18 protein-coding genes are annotated in these 15452 nt (G+C 40.6%); 4 read left to right on the top strand and 14 right to left on the bottom strand.

Annotated elements, in window-relative coordinates:
• Window positions 1-197 precede the first annotated feature (197 nt).
• Window positions 198-623, top strand: a complete 426-nt coding sequence (locus BUA11_RS06735) for a type II secretion system protein (protein ID WP_072759740.1) — start codon at window positions 198-200, stop codon at window positions 621-623.
• A gap of 53 nt (window positions 624-676) precedes the next feature.
• Complete coding sequence (locus BUA11_RS06740; protein ID WP_072759742.1) at window positions 677-1135, top strand: type II secretion system protein; 459 nt, start codon at window positions 677-679, stop codon at window positions 1133-1135.
• Window positions 1136-1141: 6 nt separating this feature from the next.
• Here the strand turns inward: BUA11_RS06740 and kamE are convergent, their stop codons facing one another.
• The 11 genes from kamE to atoD are packed head-to-tail and all read right to left on the bottom strand — an operon-like array spanning window position 1142 to window position 11436.
• The gene (gene kamE, locus BUA11_RS06745) at window positions 1142-1939 is read right to left on the bottom strand and encodes a lysine 5,6-aminomutase subunit beta (protein ID WP_072759744.1); all 798 of its coding nucleotides are present in this window, start codon (window positions 1937-1939) and stop codon (window positions 1142-1144) included.
• Window positions 1940-1975: 36 nt separating this feature from the next.
• Window positions 1976-3532, bottom strand: a complete 1557-nt coding sequence (gene kamD, locus BUA11_RS06750) for a lysine 5,6-aminomutase subunit alpha (RefSeq protein ID WP_072759746.1) — start codon at window positions 3530-3532, stop codon at window positions 1976-1978.
• Between the two features lie 41 nt (window positions 3533-3573).
• Window positions 3574-5052, bottom strand: coding sequence for a lysine 5,6-aminomutase reactivase ATPase KamC (kamC, locus tag BUA11_RS06755; RefSeq protein ID WP_072759748.1), 1479 nt, complete (start codon window positions 5050-5052; stop codon window positions 3574-3576).
• A 38-nt stretch (window positions 5053-5090) separates the two neighbouring features.
• The gene (gene kamB, locus BUA11_RS06760) at window positions 5091-6083 is read right to left on the bottom strand and encodes a lysine 5,6-aminomutase reactivase subunit KamB (protein WP_072759750.1); all 993 of its coding nucleotides are present in this window, start codon (window positions 6081-6083) and stop codon (window positions 5091-5093) included.
• Window positions 6083-6487: a MaoC family dehydratase gene (locus BUA11_RS06765; RefSeq protein WP_072759752.1), complete on the bottom strand. Its 405-nt coding sequence runs from the start codon at window positions 6485-6487 to the stop codon at window positions 6083-6085. Before BUA11_RS06765 ends, kamB begins: the two co-directional genes overlap by 1 nt.
• Window positions 6488-6491: 4 nt before the next feature.
• A complete protein-coding gene (kamA, locus tag BUA11_RS06770; protein WP_072759754.1) occupies window positions 6492-7766 on the bottom strand; it encodes a lysine 2,3-aminomutase in 1275 nt (424 codons plus the stop codon).
• Between the two features lie 20 nt (window positions 7767-7786).
• On the bottom strand, window positions 7787-8824 hold the full coding sequence (gene kdd / locus BUA11_RS06775) for an L-erythro-3,5-diaminohexanoate dehydrogenase (RefSeq protein WP_072759756.1): 1038 nt from the start codon (window positions 8822-8824) through the stop codon (window positions 7787-7789).
• A 24-nt stretch (window positions 8825-8848) separates the two neighbouring features.
• Window positions 8849-9664, bottom strand: a complete 816-nt coding sequence (gene kce / locus BUA11_RS06780; RefSeq protein ID WP_072759759.1) for a 3-keto-5-aminohexanoate cleavage enzyme — start codon at window positions 9662-9664, stop codon at window positions 8849-8851.
• Between the two features lie 31 nt (window positions 9665-9695).
• Window positions 9696-10100 (bottom strand): 3-aminobutyryl-CoA ammonia lyase, encoded by a 405-nt coding sequence (kal, locus tag BUA11_RS06785; protein ID WP_072759762.1) that lies wholly within the window; start codon window positions 10098-10100, stop codon window positions 9696-9698.
• A gap of 30 nt (window positions 10101-10130) precedes the next feature.
• Window positions 10131-10781, bottom strand: coding sequence for a 3-oxoacid CoA-transferase subunit B (locus BUA11_RS06790; protein WP_072759764.1), 651 nt, complete (start codon window positions 10779-10781; stop codon window positions 10131-10133).
• 1 nt (window position 10782) lies between these two features.
• The gene (atoD, locus tag BUA11_RS06795; protein ID WP_072759766.1) at window positions 10783-11436 is read right to left on the bottom strand and encodes an acetate CoA-transferase subunit alpha; all 654 of its coding nucleotides are present in this window, start codon (window positions 11434-11436) and stop codon (window positions 10783-10785) included.
• A 296-nt stretch (window positions 11437-11732) separates the two neighbouring features.
• Between atoD and pgeF the strand changes: the two genes are divergently transcribed.
• Entirely contained in the window at window positions 11733-12536 is an 804-nt protein-coding gene (gene pgeF, locus BUA11_RS06800) for a peptidoglycan editing factor PgeF (RefSeq protein WP_072759768.1), read from the top strand.
• 43 nt (window positions 12537-12579) lie between these two features.
• On the top strand, window positions 12580-13248 hold the full coding sequence (locus BUA11_RS06805) for a hypothetical protein (RefSeq protein ID WP_245789605.1): 669 nt from the start codon (window positions 12580-12582) through the stop codon (window positions 13246-13248).
• Window position 13249: 1 nt separating this feature from the next.
• Here BUA11_RS06805 and BUA11_RS06810 read toward each other — a convergent pair whose 3' ends face one another.
• Genes BUA11_RS06810 through BUA11_RS06820 form a run of 3 tightly spaced genes read right to left on the bottom strand, consistent with a single transcriptional unit; the run spans window position 13250 to window position 15408 of the window.
• A complete protein-coding gene (locus BUA11_RS06810; protein ID WP_072759888.1) occupies window positions 13250-13831 on the bottom strand; it encodes an isochorismatase family protein in 582 nt (193 codons plus the stop codon).
• A 13-nt stretch (window positions 13832-13844) separates the two neighbouring features.
• On the bottom strand, window positions 13845-14177 hold the full coding sequence (locus BUA11_RS06815) for a hypothetical protein (RefSeq protein WP_072759770.1): 333 nt from the start codon (window positions 14175-14177) through the stop codon (window positions 13845-13847).
• Window positions 14167-15408 carry a DUF1576 domain-containing protein gene (locus tag BUA11_RS06820; protein WP_245789607.1) on the bottom strand — a complete coding sequence of 414 codons (1242 nt, stop codon included), beginning with the start codon at window positions 15406-15408 and terminating at the stop codon, window positions 14167-14169. The genes BUA11_RS06815 and BUA11_RS06820 overlap by 11 nt, the downstream gene beginning before the upstream one ends.
• Window positions 15409-15452 lie beyond the last annotated feature (44 nt).

Below are 15452 nucleotides of genomic sequence, written 5' to 3' on the forward strand. Positions count from 1 at the left end.
AGAATACCGCAGTAAGTTTTTCACTTACTGCGGTTTTTTTGTTTGTATGTATTTCGTTCACTTTTGAATTTTTGCATTTCATACTTAATTTTGTGCTTTTCATTCTAAGATTTCTACGTTTTATCCTCACAATGGTTTAAATTATTGCTATGGTGTTATAATACAAATGTAAATCTTGAAAAAGGGAGGTCGGTAGTATGAGAAAAGGTTTTACGTTGGTTGAACTCTTGATAGTCTTGGCGGTTATCGCAGCGCTCATGGCAGTTGCAACACCACTTGCATTGAACGCAGTGAAAAACGCAAAGGCAAGCCAGGTTGCGCAGAACTTCAGGAACATTAAAACAGCGGTTGAGAACTACTGGAATACAGAAAAACCAACAGCAGCGGCGGCGATTACGGGGATTTCGATTGGTACACTTGTTAGTAGCAAATATCTAAGCGCAACACCGACGAATTTCTCAGTTGCGGTTACAACAGGAACAGGTGGAGTTTACAACTGTACGATAACATACTCAGGTAAAGATGTTGACGCAGACAAAGTAAGAAGCAATGGAATGGGAGAAGTTCAGGGAAATACAGGTGCCGACTTAACACTTACATTCAACTTGCAAAAATGGTGGTAATTTATCTGGATTAACAACCAATCCCCCGGAAACGGGGGATTGGCTTTTAAAGGATGAGGTATATGCTGACGAAGCCGTTTGTGTCTCTAAAATTCCGTCTTGGCTTCACCATAGTTGAATTGCTTATAGCAATCATGATCATTTCTCTTTTAATGACGGTAGCGTTAACTTTAATCCCTTCAACGAAGATTTACGAGAACACACGAACTAGTAAAATTGCACAGCAGTTCAAAAATCTTGAGAAGGCTGTTCAGAACCACGTTAATTTTGAGAAGCCCGATTCGTTAACTTCACTTTCTATATATTTGCTGGAAGAGAAAGAATATATTTCTGCTGTTCCCAAAACGTTTTTCGTTTCTGGAACAAATTTTGTTAATGGCGTCAGTTCTGTTTTTATCGACTATGCTGGAAACGACGTACCTATTGAGAAACTTAGAGAATATGGCCTAAGTGAAGCAACAACTGTTGGGAACAATATACGAGTTGAGTTAAGAATCCACAAATCTTGGTGATCTTCTTTATTCTTTTTTCCCACCAAATCTTCTTACCCATTCTTGTGCGATGAAAGCCCCAACATCCTCTGCAAATGTTCCTGGTCCAAACCCTGCGTCAAATCCGAGCTCTTTTGCAAGCTCGTGTGTTATCCTTGGTCCACCGACAACAACGATGACATCTTTCCTTATACCTTCCGCTTCGAGCAACTCTATAAGGTTTGTTAAATTTTTTATGTGGACATTCTTTTGTGTCACTGTCTGTGATACAAGAAGTGCATCTGCTTTAACTTCTATCGCTTTTGCAACGAACTCTTCGTTGGGTACCTGGCTTCCCATGTTGTAAACTTCGAACATCTTGTACCTTTCAAGCCCGTAATGTCCAGCAAAACCTTTCATGTTGAGTATTGCATCAAGACCAACAGTGTGAGCATCTGTCCCCGTTGTTGCACCAACGATGACAAGCTTTCGCCCGATATTATTTTCTATGAACTCGTCTATTTCTTCCATGGTCATTCTGTGAACTTCTACTTTCGGGACTTTTATCGCCATGTAGTCAACTGTATGGACGCATTCGCCATATCCGACAAAGAATGTAAAGCCTTCTGTGAGCTGGTGGTGGTAGACTATCATTGGATTATCAAGTCCCATTTTTTTCATCAGAATCTTCGCCGCTTCAACAGCTTCATCTCCATCTGGAACTGGAAGTGTAAAGCTCACTTGCACTTTTCCGTCGTTCATTGTATCTCCATACGGTTTTATTGCTTGTAAATTCAACGTCTTATCGTATTCCTTTTTCTCAAGCGAGTACAGTCCTCCGCTCATTTTATCGCACCTCCAAATCGGTCGTTATCTATTATTTTATTTCCCTCTATTAAGCATCTTCTCAACAAACGGGTTGTAGTAATACTGTCCTTTTTCGAAAACACCGTCGAGTCCTTTTCCACCTTTCATCGGTCTCTTTGTGTTCGCAAACACGCCTTTTTCAAGCGATTTGAAGAGCCCGTCTTCACGCATTTTCTCAAGTAGCTCGATAGCTTGGTCGAGAACTTCCTGCGCTCGTTTCTGAATTATCCCACCGGGTTTGAATATCACTTCGTCACCTAAGTTTTTCATGTTGTTGAATATGTATTTCGCAGTGTCAATTGCTATATACCTGTCTGACAGGAATGGTGTGTGTATGGCTTCTGTCATCATTCCAAGAAGCTGGATTCCTTGTTTGGTCCAGATACCGATGACGTTGAACATAGCATCTTGGACAAGGCCTCTAAATATGTTTCCTGTCATGAATCGTGTCGGCGGCATGTATTTAAGCGGTGCTTTGGGGAAGAGCTCTCTCGATAACTGTGCCTGAGCAAGTTCGTAGAGAAAACCATTTTCAAGCGATGGATCCATTTCGAAAGCATGTCCAAGTCCCATCTGCTCTTCTGGTATGCCTGCAAGCAATGCGAGTTGTTCGTTTATGAGTTGTGAGGATATAACCGTGTATCCTTGTTCGTATGCATCAGCCGTCGTGAGATAATTGTCTTCTCCAGTATTTATGATTATACCCGCATATCCGAGAATTATCCTTGAGAAGTATTGGTCAACCATCGTCCTTATCATGTTGATGTCCCTGAATAGTATCCCGTACAGTGCATCGTTGAGCATGACATCGAGCCTTTCAAGCGCGCCAAGTGCCGCAATTTCTGGCATGCACAGTCCTGAACTGTAGTTGGTCTGCCTGATGTATCTTTTTACTTCTCTTCCTACTTCATCCAATGCTCTTCTCATAATTTTGAAGTTTTCTTGTGTGGCAAACGTACCACCAAAACCTTCAGTTGTTGCTCCGTAAGGTACGTAGTCGAGTAAGCTCTGAGCAGTTGACCTGATGACTGCTATTATATCCGCACCTTGCCTTGCAGCTGCTTGTGCTTGTACAACGTCTTCGTATATGTTTCCAGTTGCGACGATAACGTATACATATGGTTGTGCTGGGTCGCCGAGTTCTTTAAGCATCTTTTCGCGCTCCGCTTTTTTCTCGTCGATTATTTTAATGGCTTTATCAGCAAGTCCATCGACGACACCGCGTATATCGTTAATGTCGTGCACTGGAAGTTTTGATAAATCAAGCTTTTCTGATGCAACAGCCTCTGCAATTTGTTGAGGTGTCATTCCAGTTTCAAGTATCGCATTCCCTATGTACAGTGCTGCACCATTTTGCAACACGCCTTTTTCTTTGAGGTGATCAACAACAACATTCGGTAAAGGTATTCCCTCGTCATTTATGCCATCAATACCAAAAAAGCGGCATATCGTCCTCTCAACACTCACTGTTGAGTACTTCTGGACAAAGTTCGTAACATCAACAGCGATATCTTTTGCAAGCTCACGTGCTCGCTCAACCTTCTTCGGGTCTATACCGAGTTTGCTTTCCATAACGTATCCCCTCCAATCTTTTGCTAATTTTTCCAGTCTATTTATTTTTTTCTTAAGTTATTTTTCGCTTCATATACTAAATCTTCGCTAATATTCAAAATCTCCATCACTCTCAATGCTTCCTTTGGAACGGATGTGCCATTGTCCGGAATTAAAGAGTAATCCATCAAATCTTGAATATCTTTCAGCAACAAGTTCGTATTCTGAACAGGCTTTAGTCCTTTTACTCTGTACCGCCTTTCACATTTTATATCATCAAAATGCGTGACTATCAACGTCCAACAATTTGTGCTGTCAAAGGCTTTTACTATAGCATTCACTATTGCTGAGCCTTCGTATGGATTCGTTGTTCGGGCAGGTTCGTCTATGAGAATTAAAGCTTTCCGTTTCTCCTTAGCGATTTTGTAAGCTTCATCTATCATGAGAATTTCTGAAGCGAATGAAGATAGCCCGCTCAACGGCTTTTGTGTATCTTCGGTTACCAGAGCTATTGCACTTACAACGGGTAGCACCGAGTTTTTCGCAGGGACGAAAAACCCGAGCAGAGCCATGTACTCTATCAACGCTACCGTTCTTAAAACTACGCTCTTGCCTGACATGTTTGCACCGACAATCAAGGTTACGCCTTCTTCTATGGTTACATCAACAGGTTGATAATTTTTTCCTTTTTTTTCAAGCTCATTTCTCAACTGCGGGTTGAACATTCCGGTGATTTTTATCTTATCACAATTATCATAGCCGCTCAGGTTCGGCTTTGAAAGGTTCAAATCGTTTGCAAGGCGTGCTTTTGCAAGTATCACATCGAGATACTGTACTTTATCTATTGCTTCGCTTAAAGCTTTTGAATAGGTTTTCAGACTCATGCTGATTTTCTCTAATACTTCAGCTTCAAGTTCGTGCTCTCTCTGAGTTAGCTCGAGCATTTGAGGATTGTCGGATGAATCCGCAAATTTATTAAGCTCTTCTTTCAGAATTGTTCTCTTCTTCTGTCTAATTTCTTTAAGCCTTTCGTCGTAAGCATCGTATATATAAAACGTTGGAATCCGCAACCCCTCTGGGTCGAGTATATCTAACGGTTTTGAGAGATCAGGAATATGGAAACGTTGTTCAATTGACAAGATTTGTGGTATGCTCTGCGATGCGTTAGAAAAGAGCGCTTCTATTTTCCGTCTCAGGTTTTCGGAGACAATTAGAAAGTTTTTCAGTTCAAAGAGTTCTATTTCGTCCAATACATTGCCGTCTGATAATCTTTTGAGCGTATGCGAGATGTCTATAACGCATTCAAGGTCATGCTCAATCTCTTCTATATACTTAGAAAAAACTGGACTTTTCAATATGCTCAATAACACCTCCGTGTCCTCAAGATGTTGATCAATCTTCTCAGCACTCAATGGTTGGAGGTGTTTAAAATAAATATGCCCCATGGGTGTTTTAGGAGCAATTTGCTCTTTTATGTATGCAGAACCCGTGAGTCTTTCGAAATCTTCTCTTTTTGAAGGTATAAGCATGATGGTAGACATTTTTCATTTCCACCTTTTTTCAAATTGATATTATCGTATTATTCCACTTTCCTGACATCAATTATTGGAATATCGATATATTTTTTAAGTTCGGTGATTATTTCTTCGGAGTTGAGCATGTAACCTGTTGGCGAAAATGGATTTACTGTGATTCCGATGATGTTTGCTTTCTTGAAGACTCTAATCCTCGGTTTGTATTTCGTGTACGTTTCATGTGATACGAATATCTTTGTGAAATCCTGAATGATTATCTCTTTATCGTGCAGTACCTTGAGTACATTGTCGGTAAGAGCACCTGGGATATAGATTCTGTCTATGTTTTTTATATCCATTTCCCTTAATTTGCTCAAGTGAAGCGCAGACTGAACCTTTGCATCTTTCCATTCGCCACCGCTATAAACCATTATATTCTCTGCTTTTGAGAGCATTTGATATTCGCTATCCTCTATTTCAGGCAACATACATAAAGAATACACATATCTTGTATGTCGAATAATTTCTGACTTGTTGAGTGAATATGCAGCACCGGTAGCTAAGATAATACCCTCTGCGATAAACGGTGAAGCTTGGCTGAAACGAGAGAGCGCACCGTCGATAATCACAATGTCTGCATATGCACTAAGAAGCCGAGTAATTCTCTTCATCCAGTCAGTTGATGGAGGACCTGATAGGATAACTCTTCCCGGTTCGAGTGCCCGCGCGATTATCAATCGTCCTGTTGATGTATGTTCTTTTGAAACGTGAAGAATTTCCGAGAGGATTCTCTTTCGTTTGAAGAATACGTCAGTTGTTGTATATACGAAATCCAAATCAACATGCACGGATGGTTTAAGAGTACCGTAGACCAAATCTTTCTCTTCACCATCCGTGCCTATAGATGTTAATGCTACCTTTCTTAAATGCTTAATTTTACTAACTATGTAATTCAACGTCTCTGTTTTTCCGGTGTTCTTTTCTATACCGATTATCGCAATTACCTTATTTTTGACAATTTTGTCAACAAGAGTGCTTACACCATCAAGCAAATTCATCAAACTTTGACCAGCGCCTCACCTTCGATTGCATATTCGCCGTTTTCTTTTACAACAAGAGTGTCCATCAAAACGCGTCTCTTATCTTTATCTATCTCCTTCACGACGAGCTTTACGGTGACTTCTTCACCAACGTATACTGGGCGCTTAAATTTGGCATTCTGCATTAGATATATCGTGCCTGCACCTGGGAATTCAGTTCCAAGCACAGATGATATGATTCCGAGTGAAAGAATTCCATGAGCTATCCTTCCGCCGAATATCGTGTTCTTTGCGAAGTCTTCATCCAGATGTACAGGGTTCTTGTCACCTGTTGCCTCTGCGAAGAGCTTTACCATCTCGTCTGTGACTATCTTCTTTACTTCATACACTTGTCCAACGTAGAGTTTTTCAATGTCAACCATATTCTCATTCCCTTCTCATCTTTTTCTCTTTCCACTCTTTGATTCTATCGTGCCTTTCAAGATGAGCTGGTTCTATGCTGATTTTCTTGTCAGTAAATAGGCTTGCAACACCAGAGAATTTGTACTTTTCCCTGTATTCGGAATCATCAACATCGCTTGTTATGTCTTCAGGTTCATGATAAGCAACAATTACGCCTTCGTAGTTTCTAAGAATGACTGTGTGGTCAGACATAGATATTACGTAGTTCGGCATTACCCTTATTTTTCCACCGCCGGCTGGTGCATCAACAACAAACCATGGAACAGCAAATCCAGATGTGTGTCCAATGAGAGCTTCCATTATTTCAAGCCCTTTCTTAACAGAAGTTCTGAAATGGCTCAAGCCCATGGAAAGGTCGCATTGGTAAATGTAGTAAGGTCTCACACGTATTTTCACAAGCTGGTGCATGAGTTCCATCATTATGTAAGGGCTATCGTTAATACCTCTGAGTAGAACTGATTGATTACCGAGAGGTATACCCGCATCTGCGAGCATTTCACACGCTCTCGTTGATTCTGGAGTAACTTCCTTAGGATGATTGAAGTGCGTGTTTATCCATATTGGATGATATTTCTTGAGCATATTAGTCAACTCTGGTGTAATCATCTGAGGCAAAACAACAGGTGTCCTTGTACCGATTCGGATTACTTCAACATGCTTTATCTTCCTCAATTCTTTGAGTATATACTCGAGCATTTCAACACCAACAAGTAGTCCGTCTCCGCCAGATATAAGGACATCTCTTACTTGCGGTGTTTCCCTTACGTATTCAATCATCGCATCAATTTCTTGCTTTGTTCTTGACCTGTCGTGTTGACCTGCGAATCTTCTTCTTGTACAGTGCCTACAGTACATTGAACACATGTCGGTAACGAGCATGAGTACCCTGTCTGGATATCTGTGCGTTAGTCCAGGCACAGGTGAATCTTCATCTTCATGAAGCGGGTCCATCATGTCCCATTGGGACGTGAAAAGTTCTTTGACAGTTGGAACAGCCTGCCTTCTTATTGGACATTTTGGATCATTTGGATCCATCAAGCTTGCATAGTACGGTGTGATAGCCATTCTAAGCGTCTTTAAGGCGTTCCTAACGCCTTCCTCTTCTTCTGGTGTTAGGTTTATAACCTGCTTAAGCGTGTCAACATCCATTATTCGGTTTCTTATCTGCCACTTCCAGTCGTTCCATTCTTCTTCTGTCACGTTTTTCCAAAGTGGAATGTCTTTAAAGTATCTTGCCATACTTCAGCCTCCTCAACCGCTCAAATATACAGTTTCTCAAACAATTCTCTAATCTCTTTAGATTCTCTCAATATGTTCAGGGCTACTTCCGCATGTCCCTTCGTGTATCCGTTTCCAATAATCATCGTCACGTCTTTGCCAACACCCTCAGCACCGAGTGCGGCCCTTGTAAATGAAGTTGCCATGCTGAAGAAGTAGACTGTCCCCTCGTCTTTTGTAATTAAAATCGAGGACATTTCTGTGGCTGGAACGTTTACGTTGTTTATCACCACATCGCAGTAACTTCCACCTGTCACTTCCATCACTTTTTGGTACACTTCAACTGGTTTTGTCGCATCGGCAATTATAACGTGATGAGCTAATTTTAGTTCTTCTATGCGCTTAGCATTTTCAGGTGAATATTCTACGACTATTACTTTTCCATCTTTCCCAACCGCTTTCATTGCCTCGTAAGCGCAGAGAACTCCAGATTTTCCACCGCCACCGATGATACATACCGTCATTCCAGGCTTTACAAGTTTCTGCGTCTGCGCAGGGGCACCTGCGACATCAAGGACAGCCAATGCGAGCTTTTCTGGTATATCATTGGGTAGTTTTGCGTATATTCCACTCTCAAAGAGTATCGCTTTACCTTCTATGTCAACCTGATCAGTTTCAACGTTAACTTTCAAGATTTTGTCAATTCTCAGAGGTGTAAGTGATAGCGAGACAAGTGTTGCTATCTTGTCTCCAACTTTGAGGTCCGTTGGAAAATCTGGTCCGATTTCTTCGATAACGCCTATAAGCATTCCTCCAGAACCTGTTACTGGGTTCTGCAGTTTTCCTCTATCAGCTACGATCTTTAATATTGTATCCTTTATGCATTCAACGTTCCCATGGCAAGATTCTTCGATTTGTGTGAAACTTGCGGAATCTACATTCAAGGTTTTCACATCGATGAGCATTTCATTAGTATAAATTTCCATGGTGTTATCGATTTTCGTAGCGGCTTGTGGCAATGTTCCTTTTGGTTCTATAACCCTGTGTGTTCCAAACGGGCATCCCTTTATGCTTTTCATGTCTTTACCTCCTCATTTGGCGATTCATTTGGTAATTCCAAGAATTTTCCTTGCTTCCTGCGGTGTTGCAATTTCCCTTCCGACTTCTTTTGCAATCCTCACTACTCTCTCAACAAGCTGTGCGTTGCTTGTAGCGAGTTCGCCTTTTCTGTAGTAGATATTGTCCTCAAAACCAACTCTAACGTGTCCACCCATAAGTATTGAATGTACTGCTAAAGGAAGTTCGTATCTGCCTATTCCTGCGACTGACCAGGTGCACCCGGCAGGTAGTTTATGCACCAAAAACACTAAATCTTCGATGTTACCAGTCATCGCACCAGGGACTCCGAGAACGAAGTCAAAATGAAGAGGTAATTCTAATAATCCTTTTTTTACAAGTCTCAAGGCATTTTCTATCATTCCCGGTTCGAAGACTTCAATCTCTGGTCTTATTCCAAGCTCTTTCATTCTTTTGGCGAGCAATTCCATAAAAGAAGGTGAGTTCATAAACACGTCGTCACCAAAGTTACAAGAACCGGCAGATAACGTCGCCATTTCTGGCAAGGCATCGAGGCACTGTATTCTCTCTTCAGGTTTGTGCCAGACTGCTCCGCCTGTTGAGAATTGGATTATAATGTCGCACTTCTCCTGTATTTTCTTCTTTATCTCAGCGTACACTTCTTTAGATTGCGTTGGCGTGCCGTCCGGCATTCTTGCGTGTATATGTGCAATCGATGCACCCGCTTGCCAGCATCTGTATACTTCCTGTGCTATTTCATCGGGCGTTACCGGAAGATTTGGCTGTTGCTGCTTTGTTACCTCAGCACCGGTAACAGCAACCGTGATTATCAGCTTTTCCATAATTTTCACCTCACAATATGAACAGTTAAAACTATTGTTCTTCGTGTTTGTACCTTTGCTTATCTTTAGGAACAACGCAAGTACCACTTGCTCTGCACACAAGAATTGGTTCTTCCAAAACCTCGGCTGCACTATCGTTTATGTCAGGTCTCGACCTTATCACTTTGTAAGCTTCAAATTTCATCTTTCGCGAAGTTCTACCTACTTCGATGATTTCACCACGTGCTTCTATGTAATCTCCCGCATAAACTGGTGCGAGGAATTCCACACTGTCGTATGCCCTGAAAAGTCCCTCGTCCCCATCGAATCTAATCAATAATTCAGTAGCAACATCTCCAAAGAGCTGGAGCATCTTCGCACCGTCTACAAGATTTCCGCCATAATGAGCATCTGCTTGGCTCATTCGAACCCTAATGATTGCTTTTGGCAAATCCATACATATTGCCCCCTAATTTTGGATTTCTTTTTAGAATTTCTTAAGATCTTTCGATACGATTAATCTTGCTTCTGTGAGTTTCAAAACTTCTTCAAGTGTTGTTTCTTCTGCAATTTCTTCCAAGACAAGTCCCTCGTCTGTTGGTCTTATAACGGCAAGTTCTGTCACTATTAAGTCAACTCTCCTAACTGATGTGAGAGGAAGCGTGCATTTTTTCAATATTTTCGGTTCCCCCTTTGCCGTATGGGTCATCGCTACTATTACCTTCTTTGCACCTGTTACAAGGTCCATTGCACCGCCCATACCCGGTATCATCTTACCAGGAATCATCCAGTTTGCGAGGTGTCCTTCCTCATCAACCTGCAATCCACCAAGCACAGTTACGTCCAAATGCCCACCGCGGATAATTGCAAATGAAAATGCGCTGTCAAAGGTCATAGCTCCTGGGAGTGCTGTAATAAACCCCGCACCCGCATTCGTCAAGTCTTTATTCTCAAATCCTTTCTCCGGTTCAGGACCCATTCCGATTATTCCGTTTTCACTTTGGAAGAAGACGTGTACACCCTTTGGTATGTAATTCGCCACCAACGTTGGCAAACCAATTCCTAAATTTACAAGGTCTCCTTCTGAAAGTTCCATGGCAACTCTCTTAGCAATCTTTTCTTTTGGATCTACTGGCATATCACTTCACCCCCGATACTACGACATAGTCAACAAGTACACCTGGTGTTTTGACCTCATCAGGTGGAATCGAACCTACCGGGACTATCTCTTCAACTTCAACGATAACAATCTCTGCCGCGAGTGCCATAAGTGGGTTGAAATTGGTTGCGGTAAGGTTGTAGACGAGATTTCCATAATAATCGCACTTCTTTGCCTTTATCAATGCAACATCAGCTTTGAGCGGCAATTCGAGCAGATATTTCTTACCCTCTATCTCTATGACCTGCTTTCCATTCTCAACAATAGTTCCAACACCTGTTGGAGTCAGAATTCCACCAAGACCTGCACCACCAGCGCGCACACGTTCAGCCAATGTGCCCTGTGGTACGAGTTCTACTTCCAACTCTCCAGCGATCATCTGTCGTTGCGTTTCTGGGTTAGTTCCGATGTGTGAGACTATGACCTTCTTGCACAGTTTATTCTTTACGAGCTTGCCAACGCCTCTGTCTTCAAATGCCGTGTCGTTTGCTATAACGGTCAACTCTCCAATCTTCTTCTCGACAACTTTATCGATTATCCCTTCAGGTGTTCCAACACCTAAGAATCCACCTATCATCACTGTAGAACCAGGCTTTATATATTCAACTGCTTCATCGAACGATATGATTTTCAAACCAATTCCCCCTTTCTTTGACTAAGGTCTCGCAAATATGTACTTATCCATTATCAGTATATCATTGTAAAGAAAGAGTTTCTAATGTTAAGAAAACAAAATTGAAAACGCATAACGAAGGAAAAATGAGCATAAGAAAGAAAAGTTTAGAAATCAATATCCCTAAAGTTTATAGAAAAAGGCTTTCAATTAACAGAGAGTTAGCTTGTAGGGTTTATTAATTCATGAGTTCGTTGTATAATCGATTAACAATAATCATGGTGAACCTGACATGGAATAATAGAGGGGGATAAGAAATGAAAAAATACCTTGGTAACTATATATTGGAGGATTGGAATGGTGTTTACATCCTCAAATCACCACTAATGAGTCAGTTTCCGGAACTAAAACATTTCTTCACAACGCGAAAAATCGATAAGTATGCCGATTCAGAAAACTTTGGTGAACTTAATATGTCGGTCTCAAGTGAAGACTTCACCAGACATTTCGAATTCCTCGCGAAGAAGTTGAACATAAGCACAAACAGATGTGTCTTCTCCCACCAAGTTCACAGCAAAAATGTTAAGATAGTGACGAGCAATGATATAGGAGAGCCATACTGGAATAGAAAACTGAAGGATATAGATGGTCTTATAACAACCGAGAGAAACTTGTATTTGGTGACATCTTATGCTGACTGTATGCCAGTTGTGGCATACGACCCTGTTAGAAAGGCTGTAGGAGTGGCACATTCTGGTTGGAGAGGAACTCTGCAAGAAATAGCAAAAGAACTCATTCTAAAAATGAACAGTGAGCTTGGCTGTAGACCAGAAGATATCTTTGTCACTGTTGGACCATCCATAGGTCCAGATAGCTTTGAAGTCGGTCCCGAGGTCGCTACAGAATTTTTCATGAAATTTGGTAAGGAAGTAATAATAGAAAAGAACGATAAATTGCACGTAGATCTCTGGAAAGCTTTGGAAATAACACTTTCCTCCGTAGGTGTGAAACATGTGGAATTTTCAAATATAGATACTTTCAAGCATACAGAATATCTGTATTCTTATAGAAAAGAAAAGACTAAGAAGAGATTTGCAGCAGTTGTTGGGATAATGGAGTAATATTAAGAATCATAGCAATTTTCTAACAGGGGAGGAAAAGAGAATGAAAAGGATAAGATTTGGAGACGTTCTATCAGTTTTGTTCTTTGCACTACTTGGTTATTTGCTTATCAACAAGAGCACGCGCGAAGTTTATTTGCATCTAAATTCGTCACATCCATATATATTGGGTTTCTTAAAAGTTGGTATTCTCGCAACTTTTGGGGAAATATTATCAACAAGAATAGTAACCGGTAAATACAAAATACTTGTCGGATTACCCTATAGGTTTGTAGTCTGGGGATTCTTGGGCGTTGTATTCGTTGCTATATTTGAGCTGTTCGGGTCTGGGACTAAAGTACTGCTTGAGAAAAATCTTCTTCCGTATGCAGAAAACACAAGAACGTTTCTTCAAGCGTTTTACACAAGTGTTCTTATGAATCTGATATTTGCCCCTACGTTTATGGCGTTACACAGGATAACAGATGCCTACATTGACTTGAGTCAAGGAAAAATAAGAAATATGCTTAGAATCGAATTGAATACCGTACTGGAACACATCGATTGGAAAACCTTTGTAAGTTTTGTTTTAGGAAAAACTATACCATTTTTCTGGATTCCTGCTCATACAGTCACGTTCCTCTTACCTTCAACTTACAGAGTTCTTGTTGCTGCGTTGTTGTCCGTTGCTTTGGGAGTTTTGCTGACGTTGAGAAAGAAAGCGAAAGCATGAATTATTCAATAGCTTTCAGAATTTGTAAGATTTCGTCTTTGTTTGCAATCACTCCGAATCCATGCGCTATGTTTTTCAATGAGGCGTAGTGGTACCATTCGTCTTTATCCCAAAGACAGTCTTCAACCATCACTATTTTGTAACCCCGGACAAATCCGCTTCGGGCTGTTGTTTCGCAACAAAGATGGGTCATAACACCGGTTATGATGAGTTGATTAACATTCTTTGATTTGAGCAAATCATTCAGATTTGTGTCGTAGAATGCATCATAAGTGCTTTTTTCAATAAGGTTGTCAAGCAGTTCTTGTGGCACAAGAGGAACTGCCCATTCATTCGTAACGACGTTCCCCCACCAGCTGTGCATATTATCGTTCCAACCTTTGTGGATTGTTCCGATGACTGGGATGTCCTTTTTAATGGACTTAACTTCTGTTAAGAGCTGTATAATATTTTTCAGAATGCGCTCAGAACCCCTTAAATATGCAGGCGCATCTTTTTGAAAAAAGTAATTCTGCACGTCTATAACTAATATCGCAGGATTGAGCAAGGACAAACTGTGCTTTTCTTTTTCCAAATAGAACACATCTTCACCTTCCTTACCGTTCAACAAACATCTCTAAAGTAATCGAGTCCACCTTTGCTTCTATTTCAAATTTCTTCATGTAAGGCGCAATAGCGAAAATATCTTGTAGACTTCCAACTTGTGTGGCAAGAGACGAATAATATCTCAGCTCAGGGTGGTCTTTTATTTTTGAGAGTTTTTTTAATTCCAGTATTACATCATCAGTCGCTTTGATGTTTGCTTCAAGCATTACATAGAAATTCTTGTCGGATACTACAATTTCCGATGAAACAAGGTGGGCACCGTTTTTTAACAAATAATAAGTCATCTCATTCATAACTGAAACGATAAGCTTTTCAATTTCCATTTCTTTCACCCCACTTCTCAACGATTCTGTTCTTTATATTTTTAACAGCTTCTATTAATGGTAAAAGGAAAAGTGCCACAAAACCTCCTGAGAAACCATTATTGTAGAGGTTCATTCCAAAATGTAAGCTTCCAATGTTCAAGACAAGTGCGCTGTGGAGGTATCCAGCGATTATTCCCCAAATAAACCCGAATTCACCTGCTATAGGTGCCAATGTGGTTCCAAACAGAACAGCTAAGACCATTATAGGACTATTTACAGGTTGAGAATTTGTTAGTGCTCCTATCATAACACCAAGAAAGACAGGTGCAATATTCTTTGGATGTTTTCCCAACGCTCCGAAACCAGCCAACGTCATTATTCCGCCGATGGTTGGTCCATTGAGCGGTGCACCAACCAACAAGACGTATGACGTACCTATCAAACCAAGTATACCAACGTTCATAAACGCAATTGCCTCATTTTCCAAAAGCACAAAGTCTGTTAGAAGTTTTCCCGAATATTTGAATATGCTTTTGTATTTCGCAAATGTCCAGCCGTTCAGTTTTAGCCCATACAACAGAATGAGATAAAAGAAGGTGTATACAAAGATAGACAGCAACAATTGATTTTCAGTGTGCCATATCAATCGAGGTTCTGGATGTAAATCATACGCTCTCAATATTCCACCGATAAACATTCCTAACAAACCAGCAGTGAAACCAATGTTGTAGAGGTTATATCCTCTGTGCAAAGTTAGAGCAAAGCTTCCGAGTGGTGGAAGGAAGAATCCAATTATCAAGACGATTATCAAACCGATATAATCAAAACCTTTGTCAAGAACAAGATGCGTTGTTATAGGTGCGAGTGCTGTTCCAAAGTACGAAACGTATAGGTAAGTTCTCACATTTTCACCAATAACAATTGAATAAAGAAATACTCCCGCAACAATTGGCCATACATTGAAGATATTCTTACCAAATAACGCGAAGCCACCAATAGTCATCACTGCTGCAACCGAAACACCCGTTGGGTTGATTTTGAGAAGCTTAAAGATAAATGTAAAGGCAAGCATCAAAAATCCGCTGTTTAAGAAAGCTCCTCCTAATCCTGCAATTTCAAAGTAATCCGTAATTAAATAATCAGGTGATTTGATAATATGAATAAGTTCTTCAATTATGTTAAACCCTCCGACAGCAATGCCAAAAACAATAAAAATAAAGGAAATGGTAAATAAAAATCTATACACCACCACAAATCACCCCTATTTTGATATATTTTTCACAGTGATTATAT

Origin of the sequence: Fervidobacterium gondwanense DSM 13020, from assembly GCF_900143265.1 — a bacterium.
Lineage (GTDB): Bacteria > Thermotogota > Thermotogae > Thermotogales > Fervidobacteriaceae > Fervidobacterium > Fervidobacterium gondwanense.

Coding starts and splice junctions, on each gene's coding strand:
- kamB (WP_072759750.1), bottom strand. CDS start 6,083: ATGAATTTGCTTGATGGTGTAAGCACTCTTGTTGACAAAATTGTCAAA.
- BUA11_RS06735 (WP_072759740.1), top strand. CDS start 198: ATGAGAAAAGGTTTTACGTTGGTTGAACTCTTGATAGTCTTGGCGGTT.
- kce (WP_072759759.1), bottom strand. CDS start 9,664: ATGGAAAAGCTGATAATCACGGTTGCTGTTACCGGTGCTGAGGTAACA.
- kamA (WP_072759754.1), bottom strand. CDS start 7,766: ATGGCAAGATACTTTAAAGACATTCCACTTTGGAAAAACGTGACAGAA.
- BUA11_RS06765 (WP_072759752.1), bottom strand. CDS start 6,487: ATGGTTGACATTGAAAAACTCTACGTTGGACAAGTGTATGAAGTAAAG.
- BUA11_RS06815 (WP_072759770.1), bottom strand. CDS start 14,177: ATGGAAATTGAAAAGCTTATCGTTTCAGTTATGAATGAGATGACTTAT.
- kamC (WP_072759748.1), bottom strand. CDS start 5,052: ATGTCTACCATCATGCTTATACCTTCAAAAAGAGAAGATTTCGAAAGA.
- kamD (WP_072759746.1), bottom strand. CDS start 3,532: ATGGAAAGCAAACTCGGTATAGACCCGAAGAAGGTTGAGCGAGCACGT.
- BUA11_RS06790 (WP_072759764.1), bottom strand. CDS start 10,781: ATGCCAGTAGATCCAAAAGAAAAGATTGCTAAGAGAGTTGCCATGGAA.
- kdd (WP_072759756.1), bottom strand. CDS start 8,824: ATGAAAAGCATAAAGGGATGCCCGTTTGGAACACACAGGGTTATAGAA.
- BUA11_RS06740 (WP_072759742.1), top strand. CDS start 677: ATGAGGTATATGCTGACGAAGCCGTTTGTGTCTCTAAAATTCCGTCTT.
- pgeF (WP_072759768.1), top strand. CDS start 11,733: ATGAAAAAATACCTTGGTAACTATATATTGGAGGATTGGAATGGTGTT.
- kamE (WP_072759744.1), bottom strand. CDS start 1,939: ATGAGCGGAGGACTGTACTCGCTTGAGAAAAAGGAATACGATAAGACG.
- BUA11_RS06805 (WP_245789605.1), top strand. CDS start 12,580: ATGAAAAGGATAAGATTTGGAGACGTTCTATCAGTTTTGTTCTTTGCA.
- kal (WP_072759762.1), bottom strand. CDS start 10,100: ATGGATTTGCCAAAAGCAATCATTAGGGTTCGAATGAGCCAAGCAGAT.